At 47.9% G+C, this 22083-nt stretch carries 19 protein-coding genes and 1 riboswitch; of the genes, 16 read left to right on the plus strand and 3 right to left on the minus strand.

What is annotated here, in order from left to right; all coding sequences use genetic code 11:
• Nucleotides 1–208 precede the first annotated feature (208 nt).
• From BUA34_RS08870 to BUA34_RS08885, 4 genes are all read left to right on the plus strand, one after another.
• Complete coding sequence (locus BUA34_RS08870; protein WP_072828485.1) at nt 209–817, plus strand: PadR family transcriptional regulator; 609 nt, start codon at nt 209–211, stop codon at nt 815–817.
• A 257-nt stretch (nt 818–1074) separates the two neighbouring features.
• Nucleotides 1075–3603 (plus strand): glycoside hydrolase family 94 protein, encoded by a 2529-nt coding sequence (locus BUA34_RS08875; protein ID WP_072828487.1) that lies wholly within the window; start codon nt 1075–1077, stop codon nt 3601–3603.
• A gap of 247 nt (nt 3604–3850) precedes the next feature.
• The gene (locus tag BUA34_RS08880) at nt 3851–4519 is read left to right on the plus strand and encodes a TonB family protein (protein ID WP_175545439.1); all 669 of its coding nucleotides are present in this window, start codon (nt 3851–3853) and stop codon (nt 4517–4519) included.
• 63 nt (nt 4520–4582) lie between these two features.
• The gene (locus tag BUA34_RS08885) at nt 4583–5275 is read left to right on the plus strand and encodes a DUF2314 domain-containing protein (RefSeq protein ID WP_072828491.1); all 693 of its coding nucleotides are present in this window, start codon (nt 4583–4585) and stop codon (nt 5273–5275) included.
• A gap of 13 nt (nt 5276–5288) precedes the next feature.
• Here BUA34_RS08885 and BUA34_RS08890 read toward each other — a convergent pair whose 3' ends face one another.
• Complete coding sequence (locus BUA34_RS08890; protein ID WP_072828493.1) at nt 5289–6581, minus strand: PAS domain-containing protein; 1293 nt, start codon at nt 6579–6581, stop codon at nt 5289–5291.
• Nucleotides 6582–6710: 129 nt separating this feature from the next.
• Here BUA34_RS08890 and BUA34_RS08895 point away from each other — a divergent pair, with 129 nt between their 5' ends.
• Nucleotides 6711–7886 carry a nucleotidyltransferase domain-containing protein gene (locus tag BUA34_RS08895; protein WP_072828495.1) on the plus strand — a complete coding sequence of 392 codons (1176 nt, stop codon included), beginning with the start codon at nt 6711–6713 and terminating at the stop codon, nt 7884–7886.
• Nucleotides 7887–7981: 95 nt separating this feature from the next.
• On the opposite strand, the gene BUA34_RS08900 is transcribed toward BUA34_RS08895, so the two are convergent.
• Nucleotides 7982–9676 carry a proline--tRNA ligase gene (locus BUA34_RS08900; RefSeq protein ID WP_072828496.1) on the minus strand — a complete coding sequence of 565 codons (1695 nt, stop codon included), beginning with the start codon at nt 9674–9676 and terminating at the stop codon, nt 7982–7984.
• Nucleotides 9677–9735: 59 nt separating this feature from the next.
• Here BUA34_RS08900 and BUA34_RS08905 point away from each other — a divergent pair, with 59 nt between their 5' ends.
• The 8 genes from BUA34_RS08905 (at nt 9736) to thiH (ending at nt 17876) form a co-directional block, all read left to right on the plus strand.
• A complete protein-coding gene (locus tag BUA34_RS08905; RefSeq protein WP_072828506.1) occupies nt 9736–10887 on the plus strand; it encodes a DUF2914 domain-containing protein in 1152 nt (383 codons plus the stop codon).
• 75 nt (nt 10888–10962) lie between these two features.
• Nucleotides 10963–12282, plus strand: a complete 1320-nt coding sequence (locus tag BUA34_RS08910) for an FKBP-type peptidyl-prolyl cis-trans isomerase N-terminal domain-containing protein (protein WP_072828508.1) — start codon at nt 10963–10965, stop codon at nt 12280–12282.
• A 107-nt stretch (nt 12283–12389) separates the two neighbouring features.
• Entirely contained in the window at nt 12390–14291 is a 1902-nt protein-coding gene (gene mnmG, locus BUA34_RS08915) for a tRNA uridine-5-carboxymethylaminomethyl(34) synthesis enzyme MnmG (RefSeq protein WP_072828510.1), read from the plus strand.
• A 164-nt stretch (nt 14292–14455) separates the two neighbouring features.
• On the plus strand, nt 14456–14764 hold the full coding sequence (locus BUA34_RS08920; protein WP_072828512.1) for a hypothetical protein: 309 nt from the start codon (nt 14456–14458) through the stop codon (nt 14762–14764).
• A 116-nt stretch (nt 14765–14880) separates the two neighbouring features.
• Nucleotides 14881–14984, plus strand: a riboswitch (TPP riboswitch).
• Entirely contained in the window at nt 14975–15181 is a 207-nt protein-coding gene (gene thiS / locus BUA34_RS08925) for a sulfur carrier protein ThiS (protein ID WP_072829037.1), read from the plus strand. (Overlaps the previous riboswitch by 10 nt.)
• Entirely contained in the window at nt 15181–15825 is a 645-nt protein-coding gene (gene thiF, locus BUA34_RS08930; RefSeq protein ID WP_072828514.1) for a thiamine biosynthesis protein ThiF, read from the plus strand. Before thiS ends, thiF begins: the two co-directional genes overlap by 1 nt.
• A 16-nt stretch (nt 15826–15841) precedes the next feature.
• Nucleotides 15842–16612: a thiazole synthase gene (locus tag BUA34_RS08935; RefSeq protein ID WP_072828516.1), complete on the plus strand. Its 771-nt coding sequence runs from the start codon at nt 15842–15844 to the stop codon at nt 16610–16612.
• Nucleotide 16613: 1 nt separating this feature from the next.
• Nucleotides 16614–17876: a 2-iminoacetate synthase ThiH gene (gene thiH / locus BUA34_RS08940; protein ID WP_072828518.1), complete on the plus strand. Its 1263-nt coding sequence runs from the start codon at nt 16614–16616 to the stop codon at nt 17874–17876.
• Nucleotides 17877–17971: 95 nt separating this feature from the next.
• Here the strand turns inward: thiH and BUA34_RS08945 are convergent, their stop codons facing one another.
• Nucleotides 17972–18760 carry a type II secretion system protein gene (locus BUA34_RS08945; protein ID WP_072828521.1) on the minus strand — a complete coding sequence of 263 codons (789 nt, stop codon included), beginning with the start codon at nt 18758–18760 and terminating at the stop codon, nt 17972–17974.
• A gap of 171 nt (nt 18761–18931) precedes the next feature.
• Between BUA34_RS08945 and thiE the strand changes: the two genes are divergently transcribed.
• The 3 genes from thiE to BUA34_RS08960 all read left to right on the plus strand — a co-directional run bounded on the left by thiE (nt 18932) and on the right by BUA34_RS08960 (nt 22015).
• Nucleotides 18932–19570 carry a thiamine phosphate synthase gene (thiE, locus tag BUA34_RS08950; RefSeq protein ID WP_072828523.1) on the plus strand — a complete coding sequence of 213 codons (639 nt, stop codon included), beginning with the start codon at nt 18932–18934 and terminating at the stop codon, nt 19568–19570.
• Nucleotides 19571–19676: 106 nt separating this feature from the next.
• On the plus strand, nt 19677–20501 hold the full coding sequence (locus BUA34_RS08955; protein WP_072828525.1) for a type III pantothenate kinase: 825 nt from the start codon (nt 19677–19679) through the stop codon (nt 20499–20501).
• Between the two features lie 23 nt (nt 20502–20524).
• The gene (locus tag BUA34_RS08960; protein WP_072828527.1) at nt 20525–22015 is read left to right on the plus strand and encodes a hypothetical protein; all 1491 of its coding nucleotides are present in this window, start codon (nt 20525–20527) and stop codon (nt 22013–22015) included.
• Nucleotides 22016–22083: the final 68 nt, after the last annotated feature.

Consider the following 22083-nt stretch of genomic DNA (forward strand, 5'->3'; position numbering starts at 1 on the left):
TCAATAGAAATATAAACTAAATATTGCGTTTATTGTTCTAAATTGCGGAAAAAATGGCAAATGGGGCTTGGGCTCTGAAGTGGTTTTTCAGATGTAAATCAATTTTTTTATGATTTTTTTGTCAAGAATAGTCTTTTCTTCGAAAATAATGTAGTTTTCTTTCGGACAATTATTCCAACTTGGAATATCGAAAAATCAAGGAATTTCAATGAACCGTTACGATCTTGTATTGCTGGGCCTCATTTTGGAGCACGAACGCAGTGGGTATGATATCATCACGGAAATTCGTGACCGTGAACTCGACCGCTGGGCGAAGATTAGCACCTCGACTGTCTATAACAGGCTCATTACGCTCGAAAAGAATGAATGCATTGTCGGTCATTCCGAACGCGACGGAAACCGCCCAGAACGTATGGTGTTCAACATTACAGATAAGGGTAGGGAAGTTCTCCGCAAGGAAGTGCTCAAGCATTTGACCGGCTTTAACGATGATCCGCGTACACTTGGTTTTGCGTTCCTTTACGGTGCCGAGAACAAGGAAGTCATCCGTACGCTCGAAGTGCATGAACGTAGACTTGTTCAGGAAATTGAAAATCTTGAAAAGATGATTGCCGAAGAACCGCGCCCGACTCTTTACCCCGAAGGCCCGTTCCTCAACTGCATGAGCCGTGACCACATTTTGGTGGAACTCAAGTATGTGCGTGCCGCTATCGGTATCTTGCGCGACCCGGTCCGCAGCCAGAAACTTGGCGGATATTTCTATATCAATTTCGGTAACCGCGATTTTGAAGATTTTAATCAGAAGAAAGAGGAATAAGGCGTGAACTCGGGGCGTTGCTCCTTTGAGGTCGCTTCGCTTTGAGGCATTAAGCGGCAAAGCCGCCCAAAAAGGATACACTGTGTGCGTGATACTTGCCTTAAAGCCTAAGACCTAAGACTTAAAACCTTTTACTTTCTTGTCTAAATTCTATATTTACCGCGAAAAAATTGTTAATGGTTCCTGAGCTACGGTCTTAACCACTAGCCACTAACCACAAATCACTTTTTAACAACCCCCTCTCTAACGGAGATAAAATGGCTACAAAAACAGTGAAGAAGAGCGCTGCAAAGAAGGCTCCGGCTAAGAAGACCGCTAAGGCTCCTGCCGCTAAGTATGGCTACTTTGATGACGCTGCAAAAGAATACGTGCTCACCACCCCGGCAACCCCGATCAAGTGGTGCAACTACGTCGGTACTCTCAATTTCGGCGGTATCGTCGATACGACCGGCGGCACTCTCGTTTGCAAAGGCGACCCGGCTCTCAACCGTATCACCAAGTACATTGCACAGATGCCGTGCTCTGACTTCAAGGCCAGCACTATTTACATCCGCGTTAAGGATGGCAAGAACTACAAGATTTTTTCCCCGTTCTACGTTCCGACACTCGTCAAGCTCGACAAGTGGGAATGCCACGTGGGTCTTTCCTACATGCGCTGGATTGCCGAAGTTTACGGCCTCCGCGTTCAGGTTACGATTTTCGTCCCGACGGGCTCCAACACTCTCCTCCAGGACATCCAGGTGACCAACATCGCCGGTGGCGCTAAGGAAGTGGACATCATCCCGGTTTATGAATTCAGCCACTTCGAAGCTGAAAAGCAGCTCACGAACGCCGACTGGGTTCCGCAGACCATGACCCTCAAGGGCCACTGGGAAAAGGACGGCCACGTCGTTTTGGAACAGTACGCTTACATGAAGCGCGACTACGCCGTGAACTATGTTACCGCAGACTGCAAGGTCGGTAGCTTCGATGGCGACCGCCGCGTGTTCCTCGGCCAGAACGAAATGGGCTCCTGGGCAAATCCGCTCAGCCTCCAGAACAAGGAACTTGCTAACAGCGAATGCGACCGTGGCGACAACATCGCAGCTCTCATGATCCACGCTGGCAAGATCGCTGCCAAGAAGACTTTCCGTACCTGCACCCAGCTCGGTCAGGAACAGAGCCTCAAGGTTGCAGCCAAGGCTATCAAGAAGTACCGCGATCTCAAGAACGTGGACAAGGCTTTCGAAGAACTCGCAAAGTTCTGGGAAAACTACCTCTCTACAATCCAGGTGAATACTCCGGATGCAGCATTCAACTCCATGGTGAACGTGCACAACCCGCGTCAGTGCCACACCACCAAGAACTGGAGCCGCTACTTGTCCCTCTACCAGTTGGGCTACGGCACCAGCCGCGGTATCGGTTACCGTGACTCCAGCCAGGACCTCATGGGCGTCATGAGCCATATGCCGGAAGAAGCTCTCGTTCTTACGAAGAACCTCCTCTCCGTGCAGCGTCCTGAAGGTAACGCCATGCACCAGTATGCTCCGCTCGCCCTCGAAGAAGATAACGGCAACGAAGCTAATGCCGGTGACTCCCGCGAAAAGAAGGGCGTGCTCGACGAAAACGGCAACCCGGCTTACGCAGACTGGTACGGTGATGACCACCTCTGGATTGTCCTCACTGTTGCTAACTACCTCAGAGAAACCGGCAAGATGGAACTCCTCGATGAGGAAATTCCGTTCTACGAAGCTGGCAAGAAGCGCGCTCAGCGTGAAAAGGGCACTGTCCTCGAACACTTGAAGCGTTCTCTCAAGTTCTCTCGCGAACACCTCGGTAAGCACGGTCTTCCGCTCCTCGGCTTTGCTGACTGGAACGACTGCATGAACCTCCCGCTCGGTGCAGAATCTACGTTCAACACAGCTTTGTACGCAAAGGCTTTGCTCGAAATGATGGGCATTGAAGAAGCTCTCGGCGACAAGGAAGCCGTTGAAATGTACAAGGGCTGGTACGAAGATGTCAAGAAGGCATTCAACGACAGCGCTTGGGACGGCAAGTGGTGGACTCGTTGGTTCGACAAGGACGGCAACGGCTACGGCGTTTCCTCTGCCAAGTACGGCAAGATTTACTGCAACGGCCAGTCTTGGCCGGTCATCTCCGGCATTGCATTCGGCGACCGCGCTGTGCAGGGCATGGACAGTTTGAACAAGCTCCTCAACACCAAGTACGGCGTGAAGAGCTCTACTCCGGGTTACCGTGGCTTTGAACCGGCTGTCGGTGGCATCTCCACCTATCCTCCTGGAGCAAAGGAAAACGGCGGTATCTTCCTCCACACGAACCCGTGGGTGATGATTGCCGAAACGATTCTCGGCCGTGGCGACAAGGCTTTCGAATACTACTGCCAGATCAACCCGGCTTCCAAGAACGGCATCCTCGACATCTTCGAATCTGAACCGTATTGCTATCCGCAGAACATCCTCGGTGACGAACACAAGCAGTTCGGTATGGGCCGTAACGCATGGCTCTCCGGCACTAGCTCTTGGACGTACCAGGCTGCAACGCAGTTCATCATCGGTATCCGTGCAAGCTTCGATGGCCTCGTTGTCGATCCTTGCATCCCGAGCGCATGGGCTGGCTTCGAAGCTACCCGTAAGTTCCGCGGTGCTACCTACCAGATCACCGTGAAGAACCCGAACCACGTCTGCAAGGGTGTGGCAAAGATGGTTGTTGACGGCAAGGAAATCGATTCCAACGTCGCACCGGTCTTTACGAAGGGTATCCACAAGGTCGAAGTCACTCTCGGCTAATTTGAATTATAACCGTCGTGATACGGCGTTACTCGCCCCCTCACGTACGCTTTGTACGCTACGGGGGCTCGCGCCTTGTCTCACTAGGTTCTAATACAAATTGATTTTTAGGTCTGCTTCAAACGAAGCAGACTTTTTGTTTTGCTCTCGTTTTGCTCTCTGCGTTTTAAAGTCCGGCTCGAAAGAGTCGGACTTTTTCTATATATAAAATATGGCGAGTTTATTTAGAAAATGCTGGAATAATTTTGTGCTTTTGGCTGTGGCGGTGCTGTGGGCAAGTTGCAGCGACGCCGATAAGAATGCGGATAAATCTCCGGAACAGGAAAAGGTTAATACGGAACAGTCCTTGGACGTGAAAAAGGAAGATTACGAGAAAACGCACAGGGACCGCGTATTAAAAATTATTGCAGATGGGGATGAATCCTTAAGGGAACTTAAGAGGAATCTTACTGGTACAACTTTACTTTATGGATGCCCTCCAGGTGAGGAATGTATAGTTCAAAGAGATGAAAATGGGGACTATACAATAAATGGAAAACCCGTAGAAAAGGAGCTAAGAATCTTTGTAGAAACACCATTTAAAGATGAATTAAAATTGGCTAGTAGCGATGATTCCGATAAGGCTTTAATTTTAAAGGCGATTCGTTCGCGTGCGCCAGGATTTCGTATTGTTTATCATAGGCATTTAAAGAAAAAGCCCGTTTTTAGTGGAACAATTGTTTTAAGGTTGAATATCAATGCAGACGGCACCGTTCAAAAAGTCCAAATAGACTCAACGACTACCGGCGATAGGGCTTTTGACGAAGATGTCCAGAAAGCGGTAAGTTACTGGAAATTTCCGAAAATGAATTCGGATGAAGTTGCAACATTCCCGATAAGATTTTATGAAGAAGAATCGTTGAAGCAGAACGATTAAAGTCCGCTTCTATCGAAGCGTGTTTTTTTGTATATATTTCGAATAAATGTAAGGAGAATCTTTATGTTTAAGCTCTTTCGTGTATTCTTTTTGCTTGTGGCGTTTTGCGTATACAGTCATGCGGCTGAGGACATGCTGTATTACATGTCGCCCGAGATGCAGAAGTTTGTCGCGCCCTATATCGAAAAATCCAAGGCGATGTTCCCTGCGGTCAAGCAGAAATACATTTCGGGTGACTATGTGCGTGAAAAGCGGAACCTGTTTGTGCAGATGAATGTCAGCGACAAGGATGGCGTCAAGGAAATGGCCTTTATACGGGTCATTTGGTGCGCAGGGAAGAAATTCCAGGGCGTCGTGGCCAATAATTTGGTCGAGGTCAAGGAAACCAAGCTGGGCGATACGGTTTCTTTTGCACAGGACCAGATTCATAACTGGGTCGTCGTGGATTCCAATCAACGGGAAGAGGGAAATTTTGTTGGGAAGGCTATTGAGGCCTTCATGTCGCAAAAAGTCGGCGTTTTTTTCGAGGTTGTGTACAAGAAGGGGCGTTTCACGGTCACATACCAGGACGCTAAGGAAGCTCAACACGGCAACAGCGTAGACGGGATTATTCCCGAGAAGGTCATTGCGAAGATTGCGGAACGCCTGAAGGCAAGTCTCGAGAAGAAAAAGCGCGAAGGCCAGAAGTTCGAGGAAGGGAAGCCGTTTTTCTCCTATGGAATCTACGATTGCCATACCGGTGCAATAGAACCTTAACTTAAAACGTATCTTATCCTGAAATTCGCATGTAGACGCACAGCACGCGGCTCACGGTATAGCCGGACTTAAGGAGCGACTTGAGCATCGGCACGACATTGATTGTGCAAATCCAGTCGCCGTCATCAAATTTTCCTTTCCAACTCTTGGGTGAACCGTTATCAAATACGTCCTTGATCATGGAATCATAATAGGGGAGGTACTTGACGGAGATGACATCTTTCAAAGATTGATTGACGGCTTCGTCTGTTTTGGCAAAGCCGGAATCTGTGGCGAACGCGTTGTTGCACCCGAGAATGGTGAAGTTGCGGTCTACCCAGAATATACCGATGTTCGGGAAGTTGAAAAGCGAGTTTATTAGAGATTCTTCGACGCCACTCTTCATGAGGAATGGAATTTCGGGAGATGTTTCGACGCGGCGGGCGGAACCCATCATCACGATGCGGTCTTCGTCGTCGGGGGCGAGGTGCCCACGGAAATCGTACCACACGAGGTTCTTTTCGCTATTCCAGCAACGTATTTTGAGCGTGCCAAAGCGTGCGTTTTCATTGGCGAGGCGATTCAGCTGGCTCTGTTCATCGAGCAAGTGGCCTTTGTCGTCGTATGCCGCTTCACCGCCTGCTTTCATCATGCATTCGTTCATCACGCGTTCGAGCAACTTGAAATCGTCTTCAGGCATGAGTGATTCTACGTCGACAACACCTCCAGAACGAGGAACATCACGATAGTCGTCGTCCATCATCGGAGTGAGCAAAAATAGCTGACGGCTTTCGAAATCGAATTTCCACAAAAAGTCGCCGGTATTGCGCAATAAAGACTTGAGCTTTGTCTCGGCTTCATCAAGGCGATGCTGGTTTTCGACGGTGTTCGATATATTCTTGATCAAGCAGATGTAACGGGATTCATCCATTGAAAGTCGCTGGTGTTTACAGCGCATTTCGAACCAAAGCATCGTTCCGTCATCGCGCTTGTACGAAAACATGAACGGCATTTCTGGGTGCTTGTCGATATCGTCAAAATAGAGCTTGAGACGAGCCCAGTCCTTGGGCGGCAAAATGTCTCTGAACAGACGGTCTTTGCTCAAGTTGTCAAAGAGCGGGTCCGACATGAACTGCGGCAGTGAACTGATAAATTCAAACTTGTCCGAAAGAACGACGATGAACTCACCCAGGTTACCCGCAAAAAGCGTGTAAAGCCGTTGCCTTTTCCAGTAGTCGAGCAACAGCAAAATGGTGACAATCAATAAAAGCAATAGCACGGTGCAGATATAGCACCAGCCCACAGACCAGTCAATAGAGTTCATCATACGTTTATAAGATAATCAATTTTACAAGGACTATGCAAGAGGGTGAAATGATTTTAAGTCAAGTTGGGTTGCTATCTGTATAATCGGGACTATATATTTCCGATTTTTTTTGTAGCTTTGGTGTTGTTAATGTTTGAAACTAAGACTTCTGCAAAAATGAATATGTTCTTTTCGTTATTGCGTTCTGCGATGACGAAAACAGTTCCTGACTGCCCGATTTCTCCAGAGAAATGGGGTAATGTGTATAGCTATGCTGTTCAACAACGAGTTGTGGGACTAGAATTTCAGGGAATTCGCTTACTGCCGGCTTCTGATCGTCCTCCTCGTCCGCTTTTTCTAAAGTGGGCTTGTGCAACGGAAACGATTCAAGGGCAAAATCAACTGTTGAATGGTGTCGCCGCTCGTTTGACGGAAATGTTTGCTGCCGAAGGTTTCCGTAGCGCCATCCTTAAGGGACCTGCTAATGCAAGACTTTATCCTGATCCGTTTGTTAGACAATGCGGTGATATCGATATTTGGGTCGAAGGCGGTCGACAAAAAGTGCTTGATTTGCTGAAACGCATGGGGTTGTTAGAAGATTTTCCCAAAATTAGCTGGTTCGATTATAAAACTTATCGTAAAGAACTTCATAAATGTTTGACCCATTTTTCACCGCATCATTTTCATTTGCATCAAAAGTTTGATGGTGTTGCGGTTGAGGTTCATTATAGGCCGGCTTCTTCAGTTTTCAATCCGTTTGCAAATAGACGATTGCAACGTTATCTGGAAAACGAAATCAAAAATATTGAACTTGTTCCGGAAGGGTTTTATGTCCCTTCTGTAAAATTTGCTTTGGTTATGCAACTAGAACATATCCATCGTCATTTTTTCGAGTCGGGTATAGGTTTAAAGCATCTCGTAGATTATTATGTGCTTTTGCAGAATGCTTCGGAAAGTGAGCGCGCTGAGGTATCTTCGGTGTTGCGTCGTTTTGGGGTGTACAGGACCGCTTCTGCTTTAATGTGGGTGTTGGAGTATATCTTTAAGCTGGATGCTCAAAAAATGATTTGTGAGCCGAACCGTAAATTGGGGATGATTTTTTTACAGGAAGTCGTTAAAGGTGGGGCTTTCGGTAGCTTTGCACCAAGGCAAAAGCGCAATGCTTTTATAAGATGGTTTGCAAGAATGCATCGTCCTTTGCAATTGTTTATGTTTGACCCGATAGAAGTATTTTGGAGCTTTATCAATAATTGGGTTGAATTTGTGCATTTGATTCCAATTCGCCTTAAGGCTCGGAAGTTCTCTTTGAAAGCGTACTGGTCTTAATTGTATAGACTTTTGGGATTTATATAAAAACACCTCTGCTGAAGCAGAGGTGTTTTTGCATCTAGATTCCAGCACAAGGCTGGAATGATGAATGACTATTCAGCGAAGTATGCCTTGGCCTTGGCGATGACGTCTTCGACCTTGACCATGGTGAACTGCTTTTCGTTGCGGAACTTCCATTCAACTTCGCCGTTCACAAGGCCCTTCTTGCCGATGGCGATACGCACCGGAGAACCCCAGAGGTCAGCGTCCTTGAACTTCACGCCCGGACGTTCGTCGCGATCGTCGACGAGCACGTCGATGCCGGCTGCTTCGAGTTCCTTCTCGAACTTCTCGGCGAGTTCCACGAGTTCGGCTTCCTTGCCGATCGGGACGATTTCGACCTGGAACGGAGCGATGGACTTGGGCCAAATCGGTCCGAAGTCATCGTGGCTGTTTTCCACGACGGATGCCATCAAGCGGCCCACGCCGATGCCGTAGCAGCCCATGATGGCGGGAGCGGTGGTCTTTTCGGCGGTGAGGAACTTAGCACCCATAGATTCAGAGAACTTGGTGCCGAGCTTGAAGATGTTACCCATTTCGATACCGCGGGTTTCCGTGAGGAGTTCGCCGCAGCAGGGGCACTTGCAGACTTCGGAAGCTTCGGCGATGTCGGCAACTTCGAACTTCGGGAAGTCGCGCTTCGGGTTGCAATGCTTGAAGTGGAAGCCTTCTTCGTTCGCGCCCGTCACGAGGTCGAAGGAATCGGCAATCGCTTCGTCCACGATGACGCGCGTATCGTGAGAATTGATTGGGGATGCAAAGCCCGGAACCATGCCGCAGGCCTTGATGAGGCTGTCTTCGGCCGGGTAGAGTTCCTTGGCCTTCAGGAGGTTGTGGAGCTTGATTTCGGAAACATCGAGATTGCCCGGAACCACGACCGTGATGAGCTTGCCTTCGAAGTCGAAGAACACGCACTTGGCAGTAGATTCTGCCGGAACGTTCAGGAACTTGGTAATTTCTTCGATGCTTTCGCTGTTCGGCGTAGCGACCTTTTCGAGGGCTGCGTTCTCGTCGCCCTTGAACGGCACGCGCTGGAACTTAGCGATTTCGCGGTTGGCCTGATAACCGCACTTCTTACAAAGGATCAAGTAGTCTTCGCCGTTCGGAGTGTCGAGCATGAATTCGTGAGCGACTTTACCGCCCATGATACCCGTATCGCTCTGCACCACCACCGGTTCAATGCCCACGCGACGATAGATGCGGAGGTAGGCGTCGTATTCTTCCTGGTAGTGACGGTCGAGGTCTTCCTGGCTGGTGTGGAAACTGTAAGCATCCTTCATCAAGAATTCGCGGACGCGGATAAGGCCGCCGCGGGCACGGGCTTCGTCACGGTACTTGGTCTTGAACTGGTAGAGCATCACCGGGAGCTGCTTGTAGCTGTTGAGCACGTAGCGCACGAGGTCGGTCATGGCTTCTTCGTGCGTCATGGCGAGCACCATGTTGTGGTTGTTGCGGTCCTTGAAGCGCAGGAGTTCTTCGCCAATGGCCTGGTAACGGCCAGATTCGCTCCAGAGTTCAGCGGTCTGCACCACCGGCAGGTCCACTTCGATACCGCCAATCTTGTTCATTTCTTCGCGAATGATGTTCACGATCTTCTGGATCACGCGGAAACCCATCGGCATCATGGAGTAGATACCGGTAGAAACGGGCTTGATATAGCCGCCGCGCATGAGGAAGATGTGGGAGGGCATGGTGGCGTCGCTCGGCGTTTCGCGGAGCGTTACGTAGAAGTACTTGGAGAGTTTCATTGTAATGACCTTTTAAAATTTTTACGGCGTAAATTTAGCTTTTTTTGTATTTTGCAGTCATGGAATTTTTAAACAGGTTGCGGGAAAAATCCGCTATTCAAAAAACGGAGAAGTTTTTTCCGGCTTTTGCTTTTTTAGGCGGATTCAGCTGGGATTCGATGACGATAGGGAGTAAGGTCTATGGTTCGGACCTTGTCTTTTTATCTTTTTATTATGTGGTCGCTCTTGTTGCAATTTACTTCATTGCTACGCGAAAAAATGTCGATTGCTGCGATAATGCAAATGAAGATGAATCAGAGTCTAAAGTTTTGCATCGCTTTTATCATAAGGTATTGTCTATCGAATGGCCGCAAAGTTGGATTGACCGATTGACTTGGCTTGTTCAGTTTTGTTTTGGAAATCTCTGTAGTGCTCTCGTTATTTGCTATTTCAAAAGTTCAGGTTCCATAGCTGCGTTTATCTTTGTGCTTGTTTTGGCGATGCTCCTCGTTGGCAATGAATTCTTGAAAAAGAAGTACGAAAACTTTGGTGTTTGCCTTGCATTTTTCTGCTTGCTTGGAACGATGTTCTTTAACTTTTTGATACCACATTTAGTTCATGGTATGGGAACATTTTGGTTCTTTTTAAGCACACTATTGTCCGTTGGAATTTGCTATTTACTTTGGATGAAATCTTTGCGTGATTTTGCTCGCAATAAATTCTTTTTGATAGCTCCCATAACGATTAGTGTTGTTTTGTCAGTATCCTATCTTGCAAATTGGATTGCTCCGGTGCCGCTTGTTTTAAAACAACAAATCGTGTGCAAAAATTTTGATCGTGAAACGTATTCGTGTGATGCCGATAATCCCGATTTTTGGCAAAGAATTGGTTTTAAGGGCTTAACCATTCACAAAGGTGAAGGGGATGAAATTTACTTTATGTCATCCGTTTATGCGCCTGCAGAACTTAAGGCCCCAATAGAGTATCGTTGGTATTACAAGGAACCATCTACAAATAAATTTAAATTAACGGATAAAATTACATCTAGTCGAATGGTTATTCGAGGGGGGCGGGATCAAGGTTACCGCAGCTATTCTCGGAAGAAAAATATCCCTATGGGGACGTATCGTGTGGAAACGGCATATAAAGATGGGGCCGTTATTGGATCAACCACGTTTAAAGTGCTCGATGGACAGCCTGAAAATGGGTTTGTCCGTGATTCACTCCGTTAAAATTATGTATATTAGAACGCGAAAATAGGGGTGGTACCACTCCTAGCGATTTTGACTTTAAGGAGTCTTTAAAAAATGAAACTGAAAAAGATTGCTCTTGGTGCTGCAGCTCTTGCTCTAATTGCTTGCGGTGAAGCACAAAAACCGATTGCTAAAACAGCAGCTATTACACCTGATTCTTCGGATGACCAAAAATTTGCATACATGCTTGGTGCTCAGTTCGGTCTTCAGAACTTCTCGAACCTTCCGTGGCAAACTGGTGAAGCTATTGACGAAGACGTTGTTGTTCAGGCTTTCCGTGATGCTTTCGGCAACATGAAGGATTCTACCATCAAGTTGCAGCTCCCGCAGGATTCTCTTGGTGCAATTAGCAGACGAATCCAGAGTGCTATGCGTGAACGTTATGTTAAGGTTCAACCGGATACGAATGTGACTAAGAACATGGACGGTGACCAGATTCGCGCTTATGTGGATTCTCTTCGTAAGGCTTTGCCGGTCAGTGCCGCTCCGGCCGTGAAGAATGAAAAGGTGACGCTCCCGGAAGTTCCTTCTGAACAGCAAAAGTTCTCTTACCTCGTTGGTTTCCAGTTCGGTAATCAGTTCTACAGCATAGGTCGTCAGTTCGATACAGAATTTGATGGTGAGTATTTTATCCTCGGTATTCGTGATGCTGGTAAGCGCGTTCGTGACACTACGTACACGATGACTGTTCCGGACGACACTTTGAAGGCTGTCGGCGACCGTTTCATGGAAAAATCGAAGAAACTTAACGAAGAAAGGATGAAAAAGGCTAAGGAAGAAGAAGAAAAGCTCAAGGCTGAAGTTGCCTCTCTCCGTGGTGATACTCTTGCAAATGGCATGCCTGCTAAGATGAACTTCAGTGTGAAGGCTTCGGGCATCACTGTCAAGGGCGAAGACCTGAGTGCATTTGCTGGCAAGCCGCTCCTCATGTTCTACTTCTCTGCAACTTGCGGTCACTGCGCTCATGCAGCTCCGCAGATTCTTGAAATTGCAAAGGAATTTGCTCCGAAGGGCCTCACGACCGTTTCTATCGCTAGCGGTGGAAACAACAAGCCGGGCATCCGTCGCTTCATTGACGATGCTAAGTTTGACGAAAACATCAGCGTTATGTGGGATGAATCTCGTCAGTTCGGTGAACTTTATAGCGATGGCTATGTTCCTAAGGTTTACCTCGTGAATCCGGATGGCACGTACAAGCAGTACGCAGCATTCGAACGCGAAAAGGATGACTTGAAGAAGGAAATCTCGGAACTCCTCCAAGGCAAGAACGTCGAATGGAAGATTGAAGTGAAGCCGGCTGCAGATACTGCAAAGGCTCCGGAAGCCAAGCAGCAACCCAAGAAGGAAGTAAAGCCGCCCAAGGCAAAGAAGTAATTCTTCTGATATAATTTTTTGGAACGCATCTCGCATCGCGGGATGCGTTCTTTTTTGTAGTGCATTTTTTTATAGCCGTATTGCCCGTTATTTTTTAAATTTGGCGCATGATTATCGCAGAATTTGATGTCGTTGTTGTCGGAGGCGGTCACGCTGGAATTGAAGCAACCCATGCTGCATGGAAAATCGGTGTCAAAACCGCCATGCTTACGATGGATTTGAACGCTATTGGTCGAATGTCTTGCAACCCTGCTGTGGGTGGTGTAGCGAAAGGCCAAATTGTTCGCGACATTGACGCTCTTGGTGGCCTCATGGGTCTTTTGACTGACAAGGCGGGTATCCAGTTCCGCATGCTCAACATGAGCAAGGGCCCTGCCGTTTGGGGGCCGCGTGCGCAATGCGATATGAAGTATTACAGCGAAGTTGCCCGCGAAACAATGGAAAGTTTGCAGGGGCTTACGCTGATTCAAGGTGAACTGGCATCGTTTGAACGCATGAACGATGGTCGCTTGGAACTCACGCTCTTGAACGGCGACCGCTACATCACGCGTGCGCTCGTCATTACGAGCGGAACGTTCCTTGCCTCCAAGATGTTTACCGGTCTTGAAACGAGCATCGGTGGGCGAGTGGGCGAACCGAGTGCAGATAAACTTTCGGAATGTTTGGCAAAGAATGGAATTCGTTTGCGTCGCTTGAAGACTGGAACGCCGAGTCGCCTCGATCCTGATTCGATTGATTTTAATGAATGTGATGTGCAACATGGCGATGATAAACCGTGGCCGATGAGTGACCGTCATTTTGACGGCGCAACTCCCGACAAGTTCTGGGGCGACCAAGTCAATAAGTTTATCCGCAATGATTGCGTTTGCTGGATTACCCGTACGAACATCAAAACGCACGATATTTTGCGTAGCGGTTTCAAGGACAGCCCGATGTTCAGCGGCCGTATCCACGGCAAGGGCCCGCGCTACTGCCCGAGTATCGAAGATAAAATCAACCGTTTTGGCGACCGCGACGGGCACCAGCTGTTCCTCGAACCGGAACAGGCTGACATCGGGCGTGTGTACATCAATGGCTTTAGTTCAAGCTTGCCGGCTGACATCCAGCTTGCTGCCATCCACACGATTCCGGGTCTTACGTGCGCAAAGGTTTTGCAAATCGGTTACGCTGTCGAATATGATTCCGTGGATGCCACGCAGCTTTATCCGACGTTTGAATGTAAGAACGTGCCTGGAATTTATTTTGCAGGCCAAGTTTGCGGCACGAGCGGTTACGAAGAAGCCGCCGGTCAGGGCCTTATGGCTGGCATCAATGCGGCCCTCAAGGTCAAGGGTGAGGAACCGTTCATTCTTGGACGCTCCGAAAGCTATCTCGGCGTGATGGTCGATGACCTTGTGAACATCTTGCTCGATGAACCATACCGCATGTTCACGAGCCGTGCCGAATACCGCTTGTTCCTTCGCAGCGACAATGCCGAGATGCGCCTCAAGGAAAAGGCTCGCAAAATTGGCATGATTAGCGACCGAGACTGGTTTGATTGGGACCGCCGCCGTAACTTCATGGCTGATCTCAAGACGAAATTTGCAGAAACGTCTGCAACACCGGAAGAAGCAAACGTCATTCTCGAAGCGGGCGGTCAGGCTCTTGCCTCCGAACGCACCCGCTGGATTAACGTGCTCCGCCGTCCGGGAATCGACCCTGAAACCTTCATTAAGGTGGCAGCTCCCGATGCCCAAATCACGCGCCGTGACCAGTGGTACATGTACGCCGAAGAGCTCTATGCCGGATTCTTCGACCGTCAGGAACGCGAAATAGACGACCAGAAGAAGATGGAAAAGGTTAAGCTTTCGCCGGACTTCGATTACATGTCCATTACGGCCATCAGTATTGAAAGCCGCCAGCGCCTCAATGCCCACAAGCCGCTTACGCTCGGGCAAGCAAGCCGCGTGCCTGGAGTGCGCCCCGCCGATATCACAGTCCTCGCGCATTGGATTGAATCTAGAACCTAGTCAATAGTCATTGGTCAATAGTTGATGATGCCTCAAAAGGTACGGCTATTTGGCTAACGACTACTGACTAATAACTAAGGACCATAGCGTGTTCACTTGCAATTTCATAGTTTTTTACTATCTTTGCGCCCGTCAACTTAAACAATTTTCCAAGAGGTATATTTATGGCAGAAGAAGCAGAAGTCAAATCCACAGAAGAAGTTAAGCCTCAGGAAACAAAATCCCAAGAAAAATCTCAAGTAAAGAAGGCTCCGTCCAAGAAAAAGCGCCCGTTCAACGGTAAGCGCAAGGGCGCTGCTCCTGCTGCTGCAAAGAAGCCGGCTGTCTTTAGTGATTCCCTGGAAGACCGTTTCCCCAACCTCGCTGCAAAGCTCAAGAAGTCCATCGAAGATGGTATCAAGCAGAAGATCAAGGACGCTCAGAACGATCCGAAGGTCAAGGCCGCCTCTAAGAAATTTGCTAAGGATAAGTAATCTTACTTCTCAAAATCTTTTGAAATGCTCCGCTACTCCGCGGGGCATTTTTGCTTTTGGAAATAGCGCGGCAACCGCCCTAATTACTTGCCAAATACCCCTTCAATAGTTAATTTTATCATGTTTACGGGAGCTCGTACAACGGGCTGAGAGGAAGTTGAAAACTTCGACCGAACCTGATTTGGATAATGCCAACGTAGGGAGGTTCATTTGAACTCGAATCCAGTCAAAATCAACGGTGAAGATGTCGCGGCAGCAGGCATGACCATTGCCGAATATTTGGTATCTGCAAATTACGATACAAAGCGCATAGCCGTTGAACGCAATCTGGAAATTGTCCCCAAGGCGAAATATGCTGAAGTCGTCCTCGAAGCGGGGGATGTCGTCGAAGTTGTGAATTTTGTTGGAGGCGGGTGATGGCCTGCGATAAAATCCCGAGCAGGGAAGAGTTCCGACGCGCACTCGTACAAAAGCAAGGCGAAGATATCGTTCAAAAACTGGAACAGGCCACAGTTGCAATTTGTGGTGCTGGTGGACTCGGCTCTAATGTTGCCATAAATCTTGCTCGTGCAGGTATCAAGAAGCTTATTCTTGTGGATTTTGACCGTGTTGAAGTGACGAACCTGCAGCGCCAGCAGTACAAGGCATCTCAAGTCGGAAAACCCAAAGCGCTCGCTCTCGTCAAGAACTTGAAAGAAATTGCACCATACGTGGAAGTCGAAGCGTACGACGAAAAAATCACAGAGGCGAATGTAGATAAGTTTGTTGCAAACGCAGACGTTGTATGCGAAGCGTTCGACAATCCCGAAGCAAAATCGATGCTTGTAAACGCCGTGCTTGAAAAGTATCCGCAAAAGTATCTCGTAGCGGCCTCTGGTATGGCGGGCACAGACGATGCAAATTCCATCAAGACGCGTAAGATTACAAAACGTTTTTATCTCTGTGGCGATGGCAAAAGCGATGTGGCTGAAGGGCTTGCGCTTTTAGCTCCGCGAGTTCAAATTTGCGCAGCGCATGAGGCGCTCACGATTATCCGGATTATTGCCGGTCTAGAAGTTTAACATAAAGGACATGCAAATGAATTCTGACAAACTTGTTATTGGCGGTCATGAATTTGATTCTCGTTTTATTCTCGGTTCTGGAAAGTATTCCCTCAAACTCATTGAAGCGGCTGTAAAAGATGCTGGCGCTCAAATTGTAACGCTTGCCGTTCGTCGTGCAAATACGAAGGAACACGAAAACATCCTCGACTACATCCCGAAAAACGTCACGCTTTTGCCGAACACGTCGGGCGCTCGCAATGCCGAAGAAGCTGTCCGCATTGCAAGACTTTCCCGTGAACTCGGTTGCGGCGACTTCGTGAAAATCGAAATCATGCGCGATACCAAGTATTTGCTCCCGGACAATGCCGAAACCATCAAGGCTACCGAAACGCTTGCGAAGGAAGGCTTTGTGGTGATGCCTTACATGTACCCGGATTTGAACGTGGCTCGTGACCTCGTGAATGCCGGTGCTGCCGCCGTGATGCCGCTGGCATCGCCGATTGGTTCGAACAAGGGACTTTGCACAAAAGACTTTATCCAAATTTTGATTGACGAAATCGAGCTCCCGATTATCGTGGATGCGGGAATCGGTAAACCGTCCGAAGCTTGTGCCGCCATGGAAATGGGCGCCGCCGCCATCATGGCAAATACCGCTCTTGCAACCGCAGGCGACCTTACGCAAATGGCAACCGCATTCAAACTTGCCATTGAAGCCGGCCGCAAGGCTTACCTTGCTGGGCTTGGCCGTGTGCTTTCTCGTGGCGCATCTGCATCTGACCCGCTTACAGGATTCTTGAGGGATTAAGATGGCAGAACGCAAAGACAACAATTACTTTTTTGATTCTGGAAATCTCTCGCCGGCGGCTCTAGAACGCAAGCACAGAATCGAAACAGACCCGTCTGTCCGCACGGACATCATGGAATATCTGCCGGGAATGGAAGTGATTCACTCCGACATCCGCGACAAAGTTCTTGATGCATTCGAAAGTTACGACGCTTCCAAGTACACCGCTCGCGATGTGAAATTTGCGTTGCAGCATGATACTTGCACTATCGAAGATTTCAAGGCTTTGCTTTCTCCGGCGGCTGCTCCGTTCCTCGAAGAAATGGCCGCCAAGGCAAAGATTGAGACGGGTCGCCATTTCGGCAACAACGTTTATCTCTTTACGCCGCTTTACATCGCAAACTACTGCGAAAACTACTGCGTCTATTGCGGTTTCAACTGCTACAATCACATTAAGCGTATGCAGTTGAACATGGAACAGATTGAGCACGAGATGAAGGTCATCGCCGATAGCGGCATGGAAGAAGTCTTGTTGCTCACTGGCGAAAGTCGCGCTAAGAGCAGTGTCGAATACATCGGTGAAGCTTGCAAGCTTGCCCGCAAGTACTTCAAGCTCGTGGGTGTCGAAGTCTACCCGGTGAATGTCGATGAATACAAGTACTTGCACGAATGTGGCGTCGATTACGTGACCGTGTTCCAGGAAACGTATGATCGTAAGCGCTATGAACAGCTTCATTTGCTCGGTCACAAGCGTGTATTCCCGTACCGCTTTGATTCTCAGGAACGCGCTCTCATGGGTGGCATGCGCGGTTGCGGATTCTCGGCACTTCTCGGACTTTCGGATTTCCGCCGTGATGCACTCGCCAGCGCTCTGCACGTTTACTACTTGCAAAAGAAGTATCCGCATGCCGAAATGAGCCTCAGCTGCCCGCGTTTACGCCCGATTGTGAATAACGAAAAAATCAGTCCGCTCGATGTCCATGAACGTGAACTTTGCCAAGTGCTTTGCGCTTACCGCATCTTCCTCCCGTTCGTGGGCATCACAGTATCTAGCCGCGAAAGCAAGGAATTCCGCAATGGCATCGTGAAAATCGCCGCCACGAAGATTTCCGCAGGCGTCTCTACCGGCATTGGCGACCACGAAAGCAAATACAGTGGTCACGATGATGGGGAAGGCGGTGACGAACAGTTCGAAATCAATGACGGCCGCAGCATCGACAAGATGTACGCCGACATGAGCAGCGAAGGTATGCAACCCGTGCTGAACGACTATCTCTACGTGTAATGAGCCTTCGGCGCAGTTACTATTAGGTTCAGGCTTTCGCAATTACAAGAAAACGCCTCGGAAAAATCCGGGGCGTTTTGTTAATTCATTTTAAATTACTTGCTCTTTGCGCAACCTTTGCGGCCGTATGTAGAGAAGCATGTTCCATATTTCGACCTGTAAGCTGTATTCCAGCTGCCTTCGTGTGGAAGAATGTAAACTTCAACGGAGAAACCTGGATTGTCAGGGTCGGACCAACGGAGGCTCACAGTGAAACGTTCGTTGTCGTTTTCCTTCTTGCCTGCATTAAGTGCCTTACTTTGGAATATTGTTCTCTTGGGTGCTGTTCGGTAGTATGTGGAGGAGCCTTTTTTCCATGGAATCGATGTATATGTATCGCCTCCATTTTTAACGTTGGCATCTCCGCCCTTTTTATATCGGTCGGCGATAATGTCGGCAACGCCGTCAAAGTTTGCGTCTTTCAATGCCCAATAGAAAGTTCCATCTTGGCCAATTAATTCGCTAACATTGTACTTTGTATTAGCTTTATCATGACGTCCCTGAATGTTTATGGAATACCTATCATGCAATTCGATTACGAAAAGGGCAGCTCCTTGATCGGATGAAAGACCTTCATTTAGTCTATTAATTAGAGTATTCTTGTTCGTTGGATTGTTTATAGCTTCTGATGGTTCGTAGTATGTCATTGCATCCATGTCCTCAATAAGCGCTAAGTTGATAGCGTTTCTGAGGTCATAGAGCTTCATAAGGTCGATTTTCTCACGAGCCTTTTCTCCGGCACCAAACATCTTTGGCATAGCTACGGTGGAGAGAATGCTCATAATAGCGAGAACCACCATAAGCTCCATGAGGGTTATACCCCTCTTTGAATTTATAGTTCTCATAATATCGCTCCATATTTTATGGCAATAGCCTTTTTCTCAAAGATATAAAATGTTTAAAGATTTGCGACATGTTTTTGCAAGAAAAATGTAAATTTCGTGAGAAAAAGCACAATTTTCCATACTTTAAATGGCTTTATTCCAAAGCGGAGTATTTTTTCTACCTTTAAAAACATGAAAAATCTTGATACAACGCTTTATTTCATTACAGATAGTACTAGTGTTCCTGCTGAAAAATTTTTGCCTACTGTAGAGGCTGCATGCAAAGGCGGGGCTACGCTTATTCAATTGCGCGAAAAGAACCGCTCGACGCGCGAATACATGGAACTTGCGACTGCGACTCATGAGGTGACCAAGCGTTATGGAATTCCGCTGATAATCGATGACCGCGTTGATGTCGCTTTGGCTATCGGGGCCGAAGGCGTGCACGTGGGGCAGACGGATATGCCGGTGGCGCTGGCGCGTCGATTGATGGGGGCAGATAAAATAATTGGAGCCACGACGAAGACTGTTCCGCAGGCTCTTGAAGCGTATGAGCAAGGAGCCGATTACCTGGGCGTGGGGGCGATTTATCCGACAACGACTAAGGTCGTTACGATTCTTACGAGTGTAGATACGCTCAAGGCTATTGTGAAGGCTGTTCCCATCAAGGTTAATGCTATTGGCGGGCTGAACAAGGATAATATTGATGTCCTCAAGGGGTCTGGCATTTCTGGCATTTGCGCTGTTTCGGCAATTATGAAAGCCGCCGATCCGGAAAAAGCGACACGAGAATTGAAGCAGGCTTTTTTTAAACTAGTCAATAGTCATTAGTCTTTAGTTATTAGTTTTTAATTTGGCAGCTATGCTGCGATTATAAAAACCAATGACCAATAACCATCAACCAATAACTAATTGATTATTACTATCTTTTACCGCGATGAAAAAGAATTTAAAGAATACTTTGTCGTTCGTTGTCGATGTGGGCAACTCACATACGGTACTTGGTATATTCAAGGGCGACAAGGTTGTTGATCATTGGAGACTTACAACTCGCAAGGAAACCACTTCGGACGAAGTGATGAACCGCGTGGGTGGCCTTATTCATTTTTCGAAAATCAAGCCCGAATCTGTGACGCATGTGGGACTTTCGACTGTGGTCCCTTCGCTTGAACGTCCGTGGGTCAAGGCTTTGCAAACCCTTCTCAAGCGCCCTGTGCAAGTGGTGAGTTCCTCAAACTGCCTCAATTGCCCGATTGCGTACCCGAACCCGAGCACGCTTGGTGCAGACCGTCTTTGCAATATCATTGCGCTCAAGGAACGCGGATTGACGGATGCTATTGTCATTGACATGGGAACTGCCACGACCTTTGATGTAATGAAGGATGGCGGGTTTGCCGGTGGTATCATTATTCCTGGTATCAGCGCAAGCCTCGATGTGCTTACGGAAAAAGCGGCTCGTCTTTTGCCGGTCAGCATTGAATGGCCAAAGCATCTTATCGCAAATAACACGGATGATGCAATCCGAGCGGGTCTCCTGTTTGGATTTATGGCAGAACTCGAAACGCTCGTTGCAAAAATTAAGCAGGAAATGGGGAAGAAAGATGTTCCTGTTTTTGCAACTGGTGGTTGGGGTAGAACCATTGTCGGGCATACAAAGATTATCGATACTTACGATCCTTACTTGACTCTTGATGGTGTCCGCCTTGTGGCGCTTCACGGTGATTCCGCAGCCGAAGTCATCGACAAGGATGCCGAGGAATAGGAACTAGGTTCGTTGAGGGAGAAATGAAAGCTTTTTTAATTGGTCTTGCTTTAGCAACGATGGTTTATGCCGAAATCGGTTCTTCGCCGGTTATCGGTTCTGAGCGTACCCGCAACTTGCGAGGGCTGGATTACGCCCCGATGCTTTTTGAATACCATCGTCAGACGGTGGGCGAGGGACGACATTTTTTCACTTATCCGCGCCGCGATACGACGTTCCGAAAGGATTTTTACAAGAATCATAAGAATGCGATGGCTTTTTTTGAAAACGATAGCAACTCCTCTCACCGGTTTGCGATTGCGGTTTCTCCGATTTTGGGAATTGATTACAAGTCTTCGTCGGTAGTTGGCGATACGATATGGCCGTCGATTGATGGCGGACTTTTCATCCGCGGTTTTGCGGACTCTCTTGATTTTGACCTTGATGCTAGAATTTATGCCGAAGGTCATTCTGCAAAAAAGCCTAAAAGCTATGACTATGAAGTTTTCGATGTGCAATCGAAAGACAATGGCGATGGCGGAATTGATTATGTGAGTTTTGCCCGCTATCGTGCTCACTTTGCGTTCAATTACGCTTGGGCACGCCTCCAATTAGCTCGTGATGTTTTGCACTGGGGCCCTGGTTACTACAACAACCTTTCGCTTAACCAGTTCGCGCTTCCGTATAACATGCTTTCGTTGGACTTGACGTTTGGTCCGTTGCGCATTTACACTATCTATGCCGACCTTCGTGTGGACTCATGGAGTTATAGCATGGATAATTTGAATGACCGCAATCTTTACGCGCATCGCTATGAACTTGCTTTCAAGAACGTAACATTCGGTATTTCTGAATTGCAGGTCCTTTATAATGAGAACAAGCCGTGGCTCTTTGTGCCGGTAGCTCCGCTTTTTATTGAAAAGGGAAATTACTCTGAACATGTGAATAATGGCGCACTCGCATTCGACTTCAACGTGCAATTGTTCAAGATGGCTCGTGTCTACGGTGAATTCTTCCTCGACGATATGGAGTCTCCGTATGCTGTTTACCAGAACCGTTATAGCAATAACCGCTGGGCCGCCATGTTTGGTTTCCAGATTGCTCGCGATATGGAAGTGAAAGGCAAGGCTTTGCAGTTGGGGACTATCGCCGAAATTGCACGTGTGGAACCATTTACTTATTGCCATTACGATACGGCTCAGGCGCAGATTGCGCACCTTGGTCTTCCGCTGGGCAACCCGAATGGCCCAAATTCTCTTGCCATAGACTGGACCCTTTATAGCCGCCTTTTCTGGAATGCTTCGGCAAGGTTTTTCTTTAGTCTCCATAATAAGTGGCTTTGGAAGGGAATTGATTATGGTAGCAATATTGACGACCCTTACAAGACGAAGAGAAAGAAGTTCATTAATAATGCACCTTTGCAATACACGATTGCACCGTCGTTTAGCTATAGTGGACAATATGCTTCTTTTGAACTGGAACTTCTTTTTGGGGAAAATAGGGGTGTTTTCTCGAGAGCTACATTCCATTGGTAATTATTTGTAGCTATCTTGTTAACGGGATTTATGAAGCATTTAAACTTGCTTAAATAATTAAAGAGAGT

Source organism: Fibrobacter sp. UWB12, assembly GCF_900142485.1.
GTDB lineage: Bacteria > Fibrobacterota > Fibrobacteria > Fibrobacterales > Fibrobacteraceae > Fibrobacter.